15 protein-coding genes are annotated in these 15,792 nt (G+C 69.3%); 9 read left to right on the top strand and 6 right to left on the bottom strand.

Features of this window, described 5'->3' with window-relative positions; all coding sequences use genetic code 11:
• The first annotated feature begins 257 nt into the window (after nucleotides 1-257).
• The 4 genes from NGR01S_RS10325 (at nucleotide 258) to NGR01S_RS33160 (ending at nucleotide 3,078) form a co-directional block, all read left to right on the top strand.
• The gene (locus NGR01S_RS10325; protein WP_063035966.1) at nucleotides 258-554 is read left to right on the top strand and encodes a DUF6285 domain-containing protein; all 297 of its coding nucleotides are present in this window, start codon (nucleotides 258-260) and stop codon (nucleotides 552-554) included.
• Nucleotides 551-1,552 (top strand): phosphotransferase family protein, encoded by a 1,002-nt coding sequence (locus tag NGR01S_RS10330; RefSeq protein WP_063035967.1) that lies wholly within the window; start codon nucleotides 551-553, stop codon nucleotides 1,550-1,552. The genes NGR01S_RS10325 and NGR01S_RS10330 overlap by 4 nt, the downstream gene beginning before the upstream one ends.
• 8 nt (nucleotides 1,553-1,560) lie before the next feature.
• Nucleotides 1,561-2,847 carry an acyl-CoA dehydrogenase family protein gene (locus NGR01S_RS10335; protein WP_063035968.1) on the top strand — a complete coding sequence of 429 codons (1,287 nt, stop codon included), beginning with the start codon at nucleotides 1,561-1,563 and terminating at the stop codon, nucleotides 2,845-2,847.
• Nucleotides 2,848-2,943: 96 nt separating this feature from the next.
• A complete protein-coding gene (locus NGR01S_RS33160; RefSeq protein WP_373861406.1) occupies nucleotides 2,944-3,078 on the top strand; it encodes a hypothetical protein in 135 nt (44 codons plus the stop codon).
• A 129-nt stretch (nucleotides 3,079-3,207) separates the two neighbouring features.
• Here the strand turns inward: NGR01S_RS33160 and NGR01S_RS10340 are convergent, their stop codons facing one another.
• On the bottom strand, nucleotides 3,208-3,831 hold the full coding sequence (locus NGR01S_RS10340) for a TetR/AcrR family transcriptional regulator (RefSeq protein WP_245664513.1): 624 nt from the start codon (nucleotides 3,829-3,831) through the stop codon (nucleotides 3,208-3,210).
• A 53-nt stretch (nucleotides 3,832-3,884) separates the two neighbouring features.
• Between NGR01S_RS10340 and NGR01S_RS10345 the strand changes: the two genes are divergently transcribed.
• Nucleotides 3,885-4,736, top strand: coding sequence for an alpha/beta fold hydrolase (locus NGR01S_RS10345; protein ID WP_063035969.1), 852 nt, complete (start codon nucleotides 3,885-3,887; stop codon nucleotides 4,734-4,736).
• A gap of 114 nt (nucleotides 4,737-4,850) precedes the next feature.
• On the opposite strand, the gene NGR01S_RS10350 is transcribed toward NGR01S_RS10345, so the two are convergent.
• A complete protein-coding gene (locus tag NGR01S_RS10350; protein ID WP_063035970.1) occupies nucleotides 4,851-5,312 on the bottom strand; it encodes a DUF7144 family membrane protein in 462 nt (153 codons plus the stop codon).
• 288 nt (nucleotides 5,313-5,600) lie between these two features.
• On the opposite strand from NGR01S_RS10350, the gene NGR01S_RS10355 reads away from it, so the two are divergent.
• Both NGR01S_RS10355 and NGR01S_RS10360 read left to right on the top strand, forming a co-directional pair.
• Nucleotides 5,601-6,020, top strand: a complete 420-nt coding sequence (locus NGR01S_RS10355) for a YciI family protein (RefSeq protein ID WP_063036309.1) — start codon at nucleotides 5,601-5,603, stop codon at nucleotides 6,018-6,020.
• Nucleotides 6,021-6,029: 9 nt separating this feature from the next.
• Nucleotides 6,030-7,331, top strand: coding sequence for an RNA polymerase sigma factor (locus NGR01S_RS10360; protein ID WP_063035971.1), 1,302 nt, complete (start codon nucleotides 6,030-6,032; stop codon nucleotides 7,329-7,331).
• A 551-nt stretch (nucleotides 7,332-7,882) separates the two neighbouring features.
• On the opposite strand, the gene NGR01S_RS10370 is transcribed toward NGR01S_RS10360, so the two are convergent.
• Nucleotides 7,883-10,051 carry an elongation factor G-like protein EF-G2 gene (locus NGR01S_RS10370; protein ID WP_063035973.1) on the bottom strand — a complete coding sequence of 723 codons (2,169 nt, stop codon included), beginning with the start codon at nucleotides 10,049-10,051 and terminating at the stop codon, nucleotides 7,883-7,885.
• 268 nt (nucleotides 10,052-10,319) lie between these two features.
• Between NGR01S_RS10370 and NGR01S_RS10375 the strand changes: the two genes are divergently transcribed.
• Nucleotides 10,320-10,829, top strand: a complete 510-nt coding sequence (locus NGR01S_RS10375; RefSeq protein WP_157107196.1) for an MmpS family transport accessory protein — start codon at nucleotides 10,320-10,322, stop codon at nucleotides 10,827-10,829.
• Between the two features lie 132 nt (nucleotides 10,830-10,961).
• Here NGR01S_RS10375 and NGR01S_RS10380 read toward each other — a convergent pair whose 3' ends face one another.
• The 3 genes from NGR01S_RS10380 to NGR01S_RS10390 form a co-directional block, all read right to left on the bottom strand.
• Nucleotides 10,962-12,107: a nuclease-related domain-containing protein gene (locus NGR01S_RS10380; protein WP_063035975.1), complete on the bottom strand. Its 1,146-nt coding sequence runs from the start codon at nucleotides 12,105-12,107 to the stop codon at nucleotides 10,962-10,964.
• A gap of 287 nt (nucleotides 12,108-12,394) precedes the next feature.
• The gene (gene zapE / locus NGR01S_RS10385) at nucleotides 12,395-13,477 is read right to left on the bottom strand and encodes a cell division protein ZapE (RefSeq protein ID WP_245664514.1); all 1,083 of its coding nucleotides are present in this window, start codon (nucleotides 13,475-13,477) and stop codon (nucleotides 12,395-12,397) included.
• Nucleotides 13,478-13,573: 96 nt separating this feature from the next.
• Nucleotides 13,574-15,040: a flavin-containing monooxygenase gene (locus tag NGR01S_RS10390; RefSeq protein WP_063035977.1), complete on the bottom strand. Its 1,467-nt coding sequence runs from the start codon at nucleotides 15,038-15,040 to the stop codon at nucleotides 13,574-13,576.
• Nucleotides 15,041-15,291: 251 nt separating this feature from the next.
• Here NGR01S_RS10390 and NGR01S_RS10395 point away from each other — a divergent pair, with 251 nt between their 5' ends.
• A complete protein-coding gene (locus NGR01S_RS10395) occupies nucleotides 15,292-15,780 on the top strand; it encodes an FBP domain-containing protein (RefSeq protein WP_063035978.1) in 489 nt (162 codons plus the stop codon).
• Nucleotides 15,781-15,792: the final 12 nt, after the last annotated feature.

Raw genomic sequence — 15,792 nt, forward strand, 5'->3', positions numbered from 1 at the left:
GCCCCCGTATGCGGCGGCTCGTCGGCCGCGCGCCGACCGGCGGACAATGCAGTGGACAGGTCGCGCGCGAACGCACCTCGGTCCCGGCGCCGTACGCGCCGGGGCCGGATTCCTGGTGCGACGATGAGAACACCCTCTACTGTTTGTCTCACCGCTCGCCCGTAGCGACGACAAGGAGGTCGGATCGTGGTCGCTCGTCGGCCGTCCGCGCCGCCGGCCCTGTCCCGCCGAGCCGCAACCGACCGAGGGGAGCTGTAGTGCAGAACCACCCGACGGCAGCCGAGCTGCTGGAATCACTCGCCGAACTGCTGGAGGACACGCTGCTGCCGGCGCTCCCGCCCGACCTGCAGCATCGCGCACGCGTCGGGGCGAACCTGGCCCGCATCCTCGGCCGCGAGGCCGAACTCGGGCCCGCGGCGGCGGCCCGGGAACGGGAACTGCTCGCGGCGGTCCCGGTCGGCGACGACGACGCGCTGTGGCAGGCACTCACAGAGGTGGTCCGCGCCGACCTCGCGATCGCCAAACCCGGCTATGACAGCTGGGAGGGTGAATGAGCGCCGATCCGGTCGGTGGACTGACCGACTATCTGACCGGCGCGCTCGGCGGTCCGGTCCGGATCACCGATTTCCAGTTCCTCTCCGCCGGCGCGCGCCGCCGCAATATCGCCTTCACCGCCACCGTCGGGCAGACGCCGCGGCGGCTGGTGGCGACCATCGTGCCGCCCACCGTCGAACTCATGCCGGTCGACAGCGAGGCCGGAGTCCGCGAACTGGCCCGCGTGCACGGCGTACCGGTACCCCCGGTGGTTGCCGTCTGCACCGATACGGCCTATGTCGGCGAACCGTTCGTCGTCTCTGAACATATCGACGGCGAAACCGTGCCGCGCAAGGTGTTACGAACACTCGCCGCCTCCGGAAACGCCGAGCGGACCGCTCGCCAGTGGGGCGCGGCCATGGCCCGGTTACATGGGATCGACCCCGCCGCCGCGCCGGATTCGGTACCGGCCGCCGGCGCCGACCCGGCCGCCGAACATCTGGCCGAGGTCGAGGCCGCCGCCCATGCGCTACTGGCCGACCGTCCCGTCTTCTCGCTGGCCCTGCGCTGGCTGGAGAAGCGACTGCCCGAACCGCCGCCGGCGCCCGCGCTCGTCCACACCGATATGCGCAACGGCAATCTGATCATCGATGCCGACGGACTGCGCGCGGTCCTGGACTGGGAGGGCACCCAACGGTTCGGCGACCCCATGCGGGACGTCGCCTGGCCCGCGCTGCGGATGTGGCGCTTCCGGGCGGACGTCCGGGAATTCGGCGGTTTCGCCGACCGCGAGACCTTCGTGGGTGCCTACGAGGAGGCGGGCGGGACCTTCGATCTCGACCGGTACCGCTGGTGGAAGGTCATGGGCACGCTGTACTGGGGGGTGGGGCTGGCCCAGCAGGCGGCCGCCCATCTCGATGGCACCGTCCGCGACATCGTCATGGCCGCCAGCGGGCGCCGCGTATCGGAAATCGAATGGGATCTGCTCATGCAGATCCGCCCCCGCGTGAAAGCATAGGAGAAAGCGTGGATTTCGAGTTGCCCGCCGACCTGTCGGCCTATCTCCCCGAACTCGACGAGTTCATCGAACGCGAGATCCGGCCGCTCGAACAGGCCGACGACAACATCCGGTTCTTCGACCATCGCCGCGAGGACGCCCGCACCGATTGGGAGCGCGGCGGCCTGCCCACCGAGGACTGGGAGGCGCTGCTGGCCGAATCCCGCCGCCGGGCCGACGCCGCCGGCCATTACCGGTACGCCTTCCCGAAGGAGTTCGGCGGCCGGGACGGCACCAATCTCGGCATGGCGGTCATCCGGGAGCATCTGGCCCGCCGCGGCCTCGGCCTGCACTGCGATCTACAGAACGAGCACGCGATCGTCGCGAACAATGTCGGCCTGCTGCTGATGCTCGAATACGGCACGACGGAGCAGCAGGAGCAGTGGGTGGACGGCCTGGCCGCCGGCACCCGGTTCTTCGCCTTCGGTATCACCGAACCCGAACACGGCTCCGACGCCACCCATATGGAGACGACTGCCGTCCGCGACGGCGACGACTGGGTCATCAACGGCACCAAGACCTGGAACACCGGTGTGCACCTCGCCGACGCCGACCTCATCTTCGCCCGCACCTCCGGCGCCGCGGGCGACGGCCGGGGGATCACGGCATTCCTGGTGCCCACCGATACCGCGGGGTTCCGGGTCGAAGAGTACCTGTGGACCTTCAATATGCCCACCGACCACGCCCGTGTCTCGCTCACCGATGTGCGCGTCCCGGATTCGGCGATCTTCGGGCCGGAGGGCCGCGGGCTGGCCGTGGTTCAGCATTTCTTCAACGAGAACCGTATCCGGCAGGCCGCCTCCAGCCTCGGTGCCGCCCAGTACTGCGTGGATCGCGCGGTGGCCTACGCGAACGAACGCAAACCATTCGGCAAACCGCTGTCGTCGAACCAGGCCATCCAGTTCCAGCTGGTCGAATTGCACACCCAATGCGAGATGCTGCGCGCGCTGGTGCACAAGACCGCCTGGTCCATGGACACCTACGGGACGTTCGCGGTGTCGGAGCAGGTGTCGATGTGCAACTACTGGGCGAACCGGCTGTGCTGTGAGGCCGCCGACCGCGCCATGCAGGTGCACGGCGGACTCGGCTATTCGCGCTATACCCCGTTCGAGCACATCTACCGTCATCATCGCCGGTACCGCATCACCGAGGGCGCCGAGGAGATCCAGATGCGGCGGGTGGCGGGCTACCTATTCGGATTCATGGACCGTGCCGTGGTGAAGGGTGTCGGGTCCGGGCAGTCCGAACGGGGATGACGGGGCGGGTACCGCACCGCCGGCGCCGCCGGGCGGCGACGTAGCGTCGTGTCCGGGCCGCGTGTGAGCCGGGCCGGAGTGGAGGCAGGAACACCGATGAGCGCGCAGCCGAAGAAGATCCTGGTCGCCAATCGGGTTGCCGGTGGCATCGAAACACCGGGTTTCAGTGTCGGGCCCGATTCGGAACGGCAGGCCGCCGTACGGCATTGTTCGTACTCGGTGGACATCTGACCGTGCCGCTGGTGACGGTCGTCCTGCTCGAGGGGTACGGTCTCGGCGCCCCGGCCGTGGCCGGCGGCGGCTTTTACAACACCGATATGATCGTCGCCTGGCCCACCGGGAGAACAGCGCGCCCGGCTGCTACCCCGACGCGGCGTCGACGGCTCCGGTGCGTTCCGCGGCGGCGAGGAGCTCCGCGAGGCGCGCGCTCATGGCGCGTCCCGCGGCCAGCAGCGGTTCGGTGGACCGCAGGGTGCGGCTCAGGACGAAAGCCCCTTCGAGGGCGGTGACGATACCCAGGATCAGCTCGCGCGCGGTATCCGTCGGTAGTCCGCGCTCGGCGAAATACGCGGTTCCGCCGGTGATCCAGTCGCCGATGATCTCCGCGAGTACTTCGCGTAGCGCGGGCTCGGCATCGGCGATCTCTCCGGCGACCGTACCCACCGGGCACATATTGATCCACCCGGTCTGCTCGATCTGCTCGGCCGCCGCGGCGAAGGCCGCCGGCAAGGCCTCGCGCAGATCCGGGTAGGGGGTGAGCAGCAGCGGGATCAGTTCGCCGTAGGCGGTGCCGGCCGCCCGTAGCGCGACGGCGGCCAGTTCGGGCTTACCGCCGGGGAAGTGGTGATAGAGCGATCCCATCGGCACCCCCGCCGATACGGTGATCTGTTTGACGCCGGTTCCGCTGTAGCCGCGGGTGCGCAGCAATTCGACGGTCGCGGTGATCAACCGCTCGCGGGTGCTGGTTGACATCTTCTCGGTCACCGTTCCAGACTAGAGCAATCACTCTAGAGCGATCGCTCGAAAGGGGGCAGCGGATGCCGACAGTGCAGATTCCCGCAGGTCGGATGCATTATGTGGAGCAGGGCGAAGGGCCGCCGGTGGTGCTGCTGCACGGTCTGCTGATGAACCACACGGTGTGGGACCCGGTGGTCCACCTGCTTCCATCCGGTTTCCGGTACATCCGGCCCGATCTACCGCTGGGCGCGCACCCGATCCCGCTCGAACCGGGGACCGACCTGAGCCTGCGCGGGCTGAACCGGCTCGTCGCCGATTTCCTGGCGGCACTGGACCTCGACGATGCGGTCCTGGTACACAGCGACTGGGGCGGTGCCCTGTTCCTCACCGCCTACCACCTGGACGACCGGGTCGGCCGGCTGATCGTGCTGCCCTGCGAAGCGTTCGACAATTTCCCGCCCGGCCTACCGGGCAAGACGGCGACGGTCGCGACCCGTCTGCCCGGTGGCGTCGTCCTCGCGCTGCGGCAGCTGCGGATCCGCCGGCTGCGCGGCCTGCCACCCCTCTTCGGCTGGATGGCTCGGAAACCACTGCCGGACGAACTCGTCCGCGGCTGGACCGAGCCGGGCCTGCGGAACCGTCGCATCCGCCGGGACCTGCTCGCCTATACGCGGTCCGGTTTCCACGCCCGCGAACTGATCGCGAACACCGAGGCGCTGCGCGGGTTCACCGGCGACGCCCTGATCCTCTGGTCATCGGCCGGCAAGGTCATGCCCCGCGAGCACGGCCGCCGCCTCGCCGAACTGATCCCCCGGGCCCGGCTGGTCGAGATATCCGACGCGTATGTGCTGTCCATGCTGGACCGGCCCGAGGCCGTCGCGGCGGCAATGGCGGATTTCCTCACCGCCGACCGGGCGGGTAGCGAGCGGTGACCGGTGCCGGGCGGCCACCATCGCCGGGGTGCCGACATAACCCTCGCACGGCTGTCGTATCGGCCGGATCGGCTCCCGGACCGGCGCCGCCGCGCCGGTCCGGGCGGGATCGGTTCAGGCGCGTTCGGGCCGCCAGGTGGCGATGGCCCAGATGATCACGATATCGATGGCGATGATCAGGATCGACCACAGCGGATACCAGGGGATCCACAGGAAGTTCACGATGATCGACAGAGCGGCCAGGCCGATCGCCACGATCCGCGCCCACAGCGCCCCGGTCAGCAGCGCCAGGCCGGCCAGGATCAGCAGAATGCCGAAGACGATGTGGATCCAGCCCCAGCTGGTCAGGTCCAGTTCGTAGACATAGTTGGGCCCGGCGACGAACACATCGTCGTTGGCGGCCGCCGAGATGCCCTGGAACAGGGTGATGAATCCGGCGACGAGCAGCAGCGCCGCCGCCGCGATGGAGGTGCCGGTCGCGATGGCCTGTTTGGCGGAATTATCCTCGGTCGAGGCCGCATGCGCCCCGGTGGTCCCCGGTCTTCCGGGCGTCGGTGCTGCGGGGTCGGTGGTCATAACAACTCCCTTCGGATGGGAGGGGCCACACCGGACCTCGAGAACTGATCGCCGGTGACGCCCTCATACGCCACACTTCGATTCCTTTGTCCTGATCGAAAAGTATGCCACCGGCCACCGCGGCCGAGCCCGTTCGACGACGAAACGGATCCGGTTCGACGACGAAACGGAACCGAGTCGCGACTTTCGGCGAAAAAATATCCGGCGAGTTGTCGATTCGCCGGCCACCCGTTCGACCTATGGGTGAAAGGGTCCATGGGGGACCCCGAGAACAAGGAGAACCGGACCGTGAAATACATGCTGATCATGCGCGCCACCGACGAAGCACTCGCCGCGATGGGCGAGGTCGACTTCACCGAGATGCTGGATACGGTCGGCAAGTTCAACGACGAACTGATTCGGGCCGGGGTGCTGCTCGCCGCGGAGGGGCTCGAAGATGCCGCCGAGGGGGTCGTCGTCGACTACTCGTCGGTAGATCCGGTGGTGACCGACGGGCCATATGGGGAGACCAAGGAGCTGTTCAACGGCTACTACATCCTGAACGTCGCATCCAAGGAAGAGGCCGTGGAATGGGCCAAACGGATGCCCATGTCGGGTGCGGGTTTCAAGACCGAGATCCGCCGGGTCCCGACCATCGACGAGTTTCCCCAGGACAATATCTGGATCCAGAAGGAGCGGGCGTGGCGTGAAGCCACCGGTCAGCTCTGACCTGCGGCCGTGACAGTGCACGAGGGCCGGGCCGCGGTGGCCGCGGTGTGGCGGATCGAATCGGCGCGGATCGTCGGTGCGCTCGCCCGCTACACCGGCGATTTCGGCCTCGCCGAGGATCTCGCCCAGGAAGCCCTGGCCGAGGCCCTGGTGACCTGGCCGCAGGACGGGGTGCCCCGAAATCCCGCGGGCTGGCTCCTCACCGTCGGCCGCCGCCGCGCTGTCGACGGCTTCCGGCGGCGCGCCGCCCTCGACGATCGGTACGCCGCTCTCGCCCGGGACCTGGGTGAGGGCGGCGTCGCCGCGGGCAGCGATCCGGCCGACCCGGCGCGGACCGCCGAGCATATGCTGTGGGATCCGGACCGCATCGACGACGATGTGCTCGCCCTGATGTTCGTCGCCTGCCACCCGCTGCTCTCCCCGGAAGCGCGGGTGGCGCTCACCCTCCGGGTGATCGGTGGTCTGACCAGCGACGAGATAGCCCGCGCCTTCCTGGTGCCGACGGCCACGGTCCAGGCGCGGATCACCCGGGCCAAGAAAACCCTGGCCGCGGCGCGGGTGCCGTTCGAGATCCCGCCGGCCGCGGACCGCTCGGCCCGCCTGGTCTCGGTGCTGCGGGTGATCTACGTGATCTTCACCGAAGGGTCGTCGGCGAGTTCCGGCACCGACCTCATCCGGTTCGACCTGGCCGCCGAGGCCCAGCGGCTGGCGCGGGTGCTGAGCCGGCTGGTCCCGGACGAGCCCGAGACGCACAGCCTGCTGGCACTCCTGGAGCTGACCGCCGCGCGGTTCCCGGCGCGCACCGGCCCCGGCGGCGAGCCGGTCCTGCTGGAGGATCAGGATCGCCGGCGCTGGGACCGGTCGGCGATCCGCCGCGGGCGAGCCGCCCTGGCCCGCGCCGAACGGGCCCGGCGGGGGCTGGGTTTCTATGGGTTGCAGGCCGCGATCGCCGAGTGCCACGCGGTCGCGCCCTCGGTCGGGGACACCGATTGGGATCGGATCGTCCTGCTCTACGAAGCGCTGGTCCGCCTGGCGCCCTCGCCTGTCGTCGAGGTGAACCGCGCGGTGGCGGTCGCCATGGCGCTAGGACCGGCGGCCGCCCTCCCGATCGTCGACGAGCTGGAAGCGGCGGGCGAACTCGCGAACACCCATCTGCTGCCGAGCGTGCGCGGCGAACTGCTCATCCGGCTCGGCCGCACCACCGAGGCACGTGCCGAACTCGAGCGAGCGCTCGCACGGTGCGCCAATGCGGGCGAACGCACCGTGCTCGAACGCAAGATCGAGTTGCTCGATACCGGCATGCCGGGGTAGCCGTCCTCTCGGGAGTCGGGAGTCGGGAGTCGGGAGTCGGGAGTCGGGAGTCGGGAGTCGGGAGTCGACGGTGAGTAGTTTCCCGGTTCCGCTGTCCCGCACCGCGCGGCCATGATGGACCGTACCGGCGCGCGGGACGCGGCGGAAGCGAGTGGCGGGGCGGATTATCGAGGACCGAGGGCCGGCTGGTCGCGCCGTACGAGGTGGAACCGTACCGGCCCGGAGTGGCCAAACCGGCTCTCGCGAACGGGGTTCCGGTCGTGCCGGTGGGTACCGTCGGCGCCGACGAGGTCATGCCCATGCGACGGCTGCGCGGCGACCGTCCGGCCTTCGATCGGCGTCGCCGGGTGACCGTCCGCTTCGGAGCGTCGCTCGATCCCGCGGGGTTCACCGATCCGGAACAGTTCCTCGAACAACCGCGGCAGCGGATCGAGGAGTTGCGGACCGTACGGCAGTCGCCTCGTTGTGGCGGGACGGGACAGTTGAGGGCACGGCAGCGGCCCGTTCGAGCGGCCGGGCCCGCGACAAGGCCCGGCGGATACCGGACCGGTTCAAGCGCGGGCCGCGGGCGATCGGTCGCGGACCTTCTCCGCCAGCTGGGCGGGCATCGGATCGTGCCGCAGATATTCGCGGGTGAACTGGGCGACACCGTGGGTGAGCGAGCGCAGTTCGGTGGCGTAGCGGACGAGTTCGGATTCCGGCACCTGCGCGCGGATCAGGGTGCGTCCCGGATCGGCCGGTTCGGTGCCCAGTATCCGGGCGCGCCGTACCGACAGATCGGTCAGGGCCGCGCCCAGGTGGTCTTCGGGAACCCGGACCTCCACCAGCGCGATGGGTTCGAGCAGGGCCATCCGGGCGCCGGCCGCCGCGTCGCGCAGGGCCAGGGCGCCGGCGGTCTGGAAGGCGGCGTCGGAGGAGTCGACCGAATGCGCTTTACCGTCCAGCAGGGTGACCCGCACGTCGACCAGCGGATTATCGGTGCTCACCCCGCGTTCGGCCTGGGCGCGCACGCCCTTCTCCACCGAGGTGATGAACTGCCGCGGCACCGCGCCGCCGATGACCTTGTCCACGAACTCGATTCCCGACCCCTCGGTGAGCGGCTCCACCTGGATCTCGCAGACCGCGTATTGGCCGTGCCCGCCGGACTGTTTCACATGCCGTCCCCGCCCACCGGCTCTCTCCGCGAATGTTTCCCGCAGCGGGACACGGGTCTCCTCCACATCGACCTCGACGCCGAATCGGCTGCGCAGCCGTTCCAGTGCGACATCGCGTTGTGCTTCCCCCAGCGACCACAGCACCAGCTGATGGGTTCGTTCGTTGTTCTCCACGCGCAGGGCGGGATCTTCGGCGACCAGCCGGGCCAGGCCCTGCGGGAGCTTGTCCTCGTCGGTCTTGCCGTGGGCGCGGATGGCCGTGGGCAGCAGGGGTTCCGGCATCGGCCAGGGATCGATGTGCAGCGGGTCGCCGGTTGTGGAGAGGGTGTCGCCGGTCCGGGCGTGGCCGAGTTTGGTCACATAGGCGATATCGCCGGCCACGGCCTCGTTCATCGGCCGCTGTTCCCGGCCGAACGGGGCGGTGATCCCGCCGATCCGTTCGTCGTCGTCGTGCTCGGCGCCCGAGCCCTGCCCGCAGACGTGGACGGTGTCGTCGGCGTGCAGTGTGCCGGAGAAGACGCGGACCAGCGAGACCCGGCCGACATACGGGTCCGACGATGTCCGGACCACCTCGGCGGCCAGATCGGCCGCCGGATCACAGCGCAGGGTGATCGATGCGCCCCCGCCGGCGCGCCGCCGGGCCGGCACCGAGTGCTCGGCCGGGCTGGGGAATCCCGCGGTGATCAGGTCGAGCAGTTCGACGGTGCCCAGACCGTACCGCCCGTCGGCGGCGGCCGGCGCCGCGAACAGAACCGGATGGAAGCTACCCCGCGCCACCGCGCGCTCCAGGTCGGTGACCAGGGTGGCGAGCTCGATCGGCTCGCCGCCCAGGTAGCGGTCCATGAGGGTCTCGTCCTCGCTTTCGGCGATTATGCCCTCGATGAGCCGCTCCCGGGCCTGTTCGGCGAGGGCCCGATCGGCGGGCGTGGGATCGACCCACGCGCGCTCACCACCCGAGTAGTCGGCCACCCGCTGTTCGAGAAGTTCCATCAGGCCGGTGGCCGGGCGGTGCCCGTCCGCGCCGGCCGGCCCGTATACGGGCAGGTGGAGTGCGAGCACGTTCTCCGCCGCCCCGCCGCCGAGTAGCGCCTGGCAGGTGCGTCGCAGCTCCTCGAAATCCGCGCGTGCGGTGTCCAGATGGGTCAGTACGATCGCCCGCGGCATGCCGACGCTCGCGCATTCCTCCCACAGTGCCCGGGTGGCCCCGGCTACGCCTTCCACGCCGTCGGCCGCCGACACCACGAACAGTGCGGCGTCGGTGGCCCGCAATCCGGCGCGCAGTTCGCCGACGAAGTCCGCGTACCCTGGCGTGTCCACCAGATTGATCTTGATCCCGTTCCGCCGGACCGGCACCACCGACAATTGCACGGACCGGTGTTTTCGCTGCTCGATCTCGTCGTAGTCCGATAGGGAGGTTCCGTCCTCGACCCGGCCCGCCCGGTTCACCGCGCCGGTGGCCAGCGCCAACGCCTCCACCAGTGTGGTCTTACCCGCTCCGCTACTTCCGACGAGCACCACGTTCCGGATGTGTTCCGGGCTCGTCGCCCCGTTCGCTCTGACACCCATGACTCACCGTCCTCGGCAATCGGCATGCGGTCATCTATGAGCTTCCCACCGGTGCTGCCCGTGGTCCACGGTCTTCTTCCGCCCGGATCTTCTCGCATTGCCCGCGCGGGTGCCCGGACGGTCGGCGTGCGGTGGCGGAGAGTGCCCTCCGCGGGCACGGAAAGCAATTTTGAGCAGCGAAAATAGCTATGTAACATCAATCTGTTCGAATGTGATCCACCTCTAGGTGGTGCGCCGACCGTGCCCCCCCGGACCCGAGGAGTTCACATTGATCGACCCGCCCGGCGAGCACCCGCGCCGCTCCGGGAACTCCCCGGCGCCCGGATACGGGCAGGACTCGTACACCGAACCCGCGCCCGCCGGCCGCCGGTCCCTACGCGGGCGGGCCCGCCGGCCGTGGGTCGCCGCCGGGACGGTCTCGGTGATCCTCTGCCTGGTCGGCGGGTGCGTCGCGGCGGTGGCGGGGATCGGGACCGGCGAGGAAACCGTCTCCGAGATCGCGGTGAGTTACGAGGTCGAGGGCACCACCGCCGATGTCTCGGTCACTTATCTCGACCACGACCTCGGCATGGCCCGGGAACCGGCGGCCGGATTGCCGTGGCGGCGGGATGTGCTGATCGAGAGTTTCGGCACGATGGTTTCGCTGATCGCGGTCAATGATGCCGACGGCGGGGAAGTGACCTGCCGGATCCGGATCGGCGGCCGGCTCGCCTCCGAACAGACCTCCACCGGCCCGTACGCGTCGGCCGCGTGTTCGGGGTTCGCCGGAGGAGAGTAAGGCAGGGGGTTCCGGTGCCGCGCCGACGCGGTTCGGATCACAGTGACACGAGAAGAATCGCACGACAGTGGATTCCGATGCCGGCAGGTGATCGGGCAAGAACCGACCGGGTGTCCGGCGCGGTTCGGCGGGTCAGCAGCGCGGCTGGAACGGGTAGCAGATCGGTGGCGGTGCGGGGCGCGGTGGCGGCGCCGGTGTCACTGCCACCGGCTGCGGCGGAGCGGCGGGTACCTCCGCGACCGAGCTGATCTGTTGCTGATTTTCGGGTTCCCGGGGTGCGGGAGCGTCGCCACCGCCGCGGGCCATCAGCCACAACCCGCCGCCCAGCACAGCGATCACCGCGAATGCCGCCGCGGTCTGCCAGCGGGCCCGGCGTCGATCGGCGGAGTCCGGGTCCGGGACCGGTGGTGATTCGATCACCGGGCTCGGTTCCGGGCGCGGTTCGGGTGGCGGTGGTGGCGGGGCCGCGGACGGATCCGGCGGCCGGACGGGGTGGTCCGGTGCGTCGTCGGCCGAGCCGCCTTCCGCGCCCGCGGAGGGCCGCGGCGGAACCGATGCGCGGGCCGGCGCGGACGGCGGCGGCGCGATGGCGCGGGGAGAGGCCGGTACCGGGTCGGGTGCGGACGGCGGCAGCGGAATCGGTTCCACCGCGGGAAGCGCCGAATCCAGCGGGAAACCCGCGTCGGCCAGTTCGGCGATCGTGGTCCGGTCACCGTATTCGAGCGCTTCGATCACGGCATAGGCCTGCTCCGCGGTCCAGACCACGGCGCTGCGGTGATGGGCGCGATGGAACCAGGCGCGCAGCGGATTCTGGGTGTTGCACAGCAGCACATCACAACCCGGTGGCGGTGCCGACTTCTTCTCGAGCCGCATGGTCGATCCGCGCGGCGGGAGCACGACCACGAGACCGGTGACGAACGCGCTGCCGCCCACCTGCCCGGCGGCGGCCTTCAGTTTGAACACTCCGTCGCGCACCTGGTCGTAGGGGGTGGTGTCGTTGTCCCGCACACTGACCGGGTCGCCCGTGGAGCCCGGAACCCGCCAGCGGCTGTTGGTGGTGCACTGCAGGACGCTGCCGGTGACCTCGGGGTCGATACCTTTGATCTCCCCGACCACGGTCGTGTACGGGGTGATGATGACCAGATCCACCTCCTGTCCGGAGATGAAGCAGTTCGTGATCGCGACTCCGGGAACCCGGTAGTCCCCTTCCCATTTCCGGAGCCAGCCGACAACCCGTTTCTCCGCGCCCGATCTGAGCTTGTCGGCGATGACGAGCATCCCGATACCCCTCCCTGTCGCCGGTGATGTGGACACGATATCGGTAGTCGCGCAGCCGGACACGAAACCCTTTGCCCCAGAGGGTCTTCATCTTCGGCGCACCCGCCCGGCCGGGCCCCCTACCTGCCACATCCGCGCCGGCTATTGCGGGAGCGGCCTCCCGTACGGTAGCCGAATTCAGGGAGCGCCGATGGTGGCGGCACCGATTCATCGGCATTGACCCGGGTGCGGTCGCCGGTCGCGATCCTGCGGGCGGCCGCGGCCCAGGATCTCCGGCTCTTCCCGGACTAGTGATCGGTCACGGCGGCCGGTGCGCCGCCGATCTCCGGTAGTAGTGCCAGGCGGCTGGCGGTGCGGTGGATATCGGGCGGCAGGTGATCACCGGTCAGGCATTCGGCGAGCGGTGCGGCGGCGACCAGATGCAGGCGGCGGTCCCGGTCGCACAGCACATCCACCAGGTTGGCGAAACGTTGTGCGGCGTCGCGGCCGGTGGTGGCCAGCGCGGGCAGGCCCGACAGCGTCCAGTCCCGGAACCGGTCGGCCAGACCGAGGTAGTCGATGGTCGAGTAGGGGCCCTCGCAGAGATCGGCGAAATCGAACCAGACCGCGTCGCCGCGTACCGCCCGGGCGGTTACCGCGCGCGCCCCGATCCGGACGCGCTGCCGTTCGGCCGGGACCGGCGGCACCAGACCGGCCCGCGCCAGCCGGGCGGCGGTCCCCGGCCAGAGATAGCCGCCGCGTTCGAACTCCGCGACGGGTGTTCCGGGCCGGCGGCTCCGCCGGTAGTCGCGGGGCCCCGCGACCTCGACGATATCCAGCGCCGTGTGCAGAGTCGCGGCCAGCGGTTCGATCAGATGATGGAACAGCGGGTTCGGCAGCAGTCCCGCGGGCGGATAGTTCGAGGTGGCGACCAGGGTGATCCGCTGGGCGAGCAACGATTGCACGACTCTGGCCATGATCGTGGCGTCGCCGGGATCATGGACGTGGAACTCGTCGAAACACACCAGCCGGGTGTCACCGAGTAGTTCACGCACCGCGCGGTCACCGGCGTGTTTCTCGTGGCGGTGGGCGGCGTAGCGGGTGTGGAACTCGCGGAAGAACTCGTGAAAGTGCATGCGCTGTTTGCCGGGGACGGGCACCGCCGAGTAGAAAGTATCGGTCAGCCAGCTCTTGCCGCGCCCGACCGGCCCCCAGACGTACACTCCGCGTGGCGTCGCACCGCCGAAGAGCCTACGGCGGCGCGACAACTCGTCGCCGAGTCGTACCAGCCGGTCGGCGGCCGCGTACTGGGACGCGTCCAGTTCGAAACCCGCCATCCGGGCGGCCGTCTCGAAAACGTGCGGCGGTAAACCATGTTGTGCTCCGGGCACCTTCGCCACCTCCTCGATCCCGGAGGTCAGCCTGGCAGGAGTGTGCCGCCGAGCCCAGAGATCAGGAGCACATGTGAGGATGATCCCGCGGGGGTGTCATGCGGCGGGTGTCAGTGTGTAGTCCCGTGGGTCGAGTCTGCGGACGCGGCGGCGGTACCGGGTGACCGTACCCGGCCAGTTGTTGGTGATCTTGCCGGCCGAGTTGCGGTACCAGCTCGAGCAGAAGTTCCACGGCGTACGTTCGAGGCGTTTCTGCAGGGCGTCGTTGAAAGCGCGTTCGGTGTCGGCGCGTACCTCGAGGACATGGCCGGGTGTGCCGGCCAGCAGCTCGACCGCCTGCCGGATGTAGCGGGACTGCGATTCGATCATGTAGATGATCGATCCCACGCCCAGATTCGTATTGGGTCCGTAGACCATGAACAGATTCGGGAATTCGGGCACCGTGATCCCGTAGTAGGCGTGCGCGCCCGCGGACCACACTTCGGCCAGCTCGCGCCCATCGCGGCCGGTGATACGCATGGGCCACAGGAACTCGGTGCCCTTGAACCCGGTGCCGTAGATGATCACATCGGCTTCGTGCAGAGTGCCGTCGGCGGTCCGTACTCCCCGCGGGGTGATCTCGGTGATATCCGAGGTGGTCACTTCCACATTGCGCCGGGTGAGCGCCGGATAGTAGTCGCTGGAGAACAGGACGCGTTTACAGGCGATCGGATAGTCGGGGGTGAGGGCGGCGCGCAGGCCGGGATCGTCGACGTTCTCCGTCAGGTTCCGGGCGGCGATCCGCGCGACGAGACGGCTGATGATCGGCAGTTCCACCAGACCCAGCGAGGAGATCTCGGCGGTGAGCCACCAGCCGAGCCGCTCCACCAGCAGCATGCCGGGGATCTTGGCGAAGAGCTTGTGCTGGATCGGGGAGTAGTCGGTATCGAACTTGGGCAGCACCCAGGCCGCGGTGCGCTGGAACAGGGTCAGCTGCTCGACCACCGGCTGGATCTGCGGAACGTACTGGATGGCACTCGCGCCGGTGCCGATACAGGCCACCCGTTTCCCGGTGAGGTCGACCTCGTGATCCCAGAGGGCCGAATGGAAGGCGGGGCCGGCGAAACTGTCGACGCCCGGGATGGCGGGCAGTCGCGGCCGCGACAGCTGGCCTACGGCGGAGATCAGCACCTGCGCGGTCCGCCGGCCGCCGTCGGCGGTGTGTACCGTCCAGGTGCCGGTCTGCTCGTCGAATGCCGCGTCGGTGACCTCGACGCCGAACTCGATCCGCTCCAGCAGCCCGTATCGGCGGGTCACGGCGCGCAGATAGTCGTGGATGGCGGCCTGGCCGGAGTACCGCTGTGGCCAGTCGGGCTTCTGCTCGAACGAGTAGGAGTACAGCGGGGACGGCACATCGCAGGCCGCGCCGGGATAGGTGTTCTCCCGCCACACACCACCGAGGTCCGCGGCTTTTTCGAGGATGGTGATGTCGTCGAATCCGTGCCGGTGCAGCTCGATCGCCACGCCGATACCACCGAATCCCGCACCGATGATCAGGATCGACACCGGGTGTCGCGCACTCATATCAACTCCTGTTCGCCGCTGTGTTCTTCCTCACTCTAGGACGGTGCCCGTGGTCGGGATCGGCACTTTCGGTCAAACGTTTCCCGGCCGGCGCCGGGGTCGCTCGCGGCCGCGAGGAGTCGCAGGGCGCGGCGCCGGACTCCGGACAGTGCGCATCGGTCACTGCCGGAAAAAAACGATTGCCCGCCGGACACGCGGCCGATAGATTGTCGCGGTTTGTCCACCCCGACTGCCGAAGGAGATGCAGTGCCATGGAACCCCTGACCGAACGCGATATCCGAGCGTCGTTCGTCAATTGCTCGAAAGGTGACGCCAAACGGCTGTCCGTACCTGCCGACCTGGCCAACCGGCCCTGGGACGACCTGGACTTCCTGGGCTGGTCCGAGCCCGGCTCCGCCGGGCGTGCCTACCTCGTGATACCCGGCGAGCACGGCCCGGCCGGTATCGCACTGCGGTACGAAACCGGCGGACCACGGCGTTCGCAGATGTGCACGATCTGCTCCACCACGCACACCAACGGCGGCGTGGCGCTGATGACGGCCCGGAAGGCGGGCGAGGCCGGTCGCCGCGGCAACTCGACCGGGACGTATATGTGTGAGGACCTGGCGTGCTCGCTGTATGCCCGCCGGAAGAAAACGCCCGCGATGGGCCGTGCCTATCGCGATGATTTCGATATCGAATACCGGATCGAACAGATCCGGGAGAACATCACCGCGTTCCTGACCCGCGTCCGCGGCTGATCATTGCGGTGG

Source organism: Nocardia grenadensis NBRC 108939, from assembly GCF_001613445.1.
GTDB lineage: Bacteria > Actinomycetota > Actinomycetes > Mycobacteriales > Mycobacteriaceae > Nocardia > Nocardia grenadensis.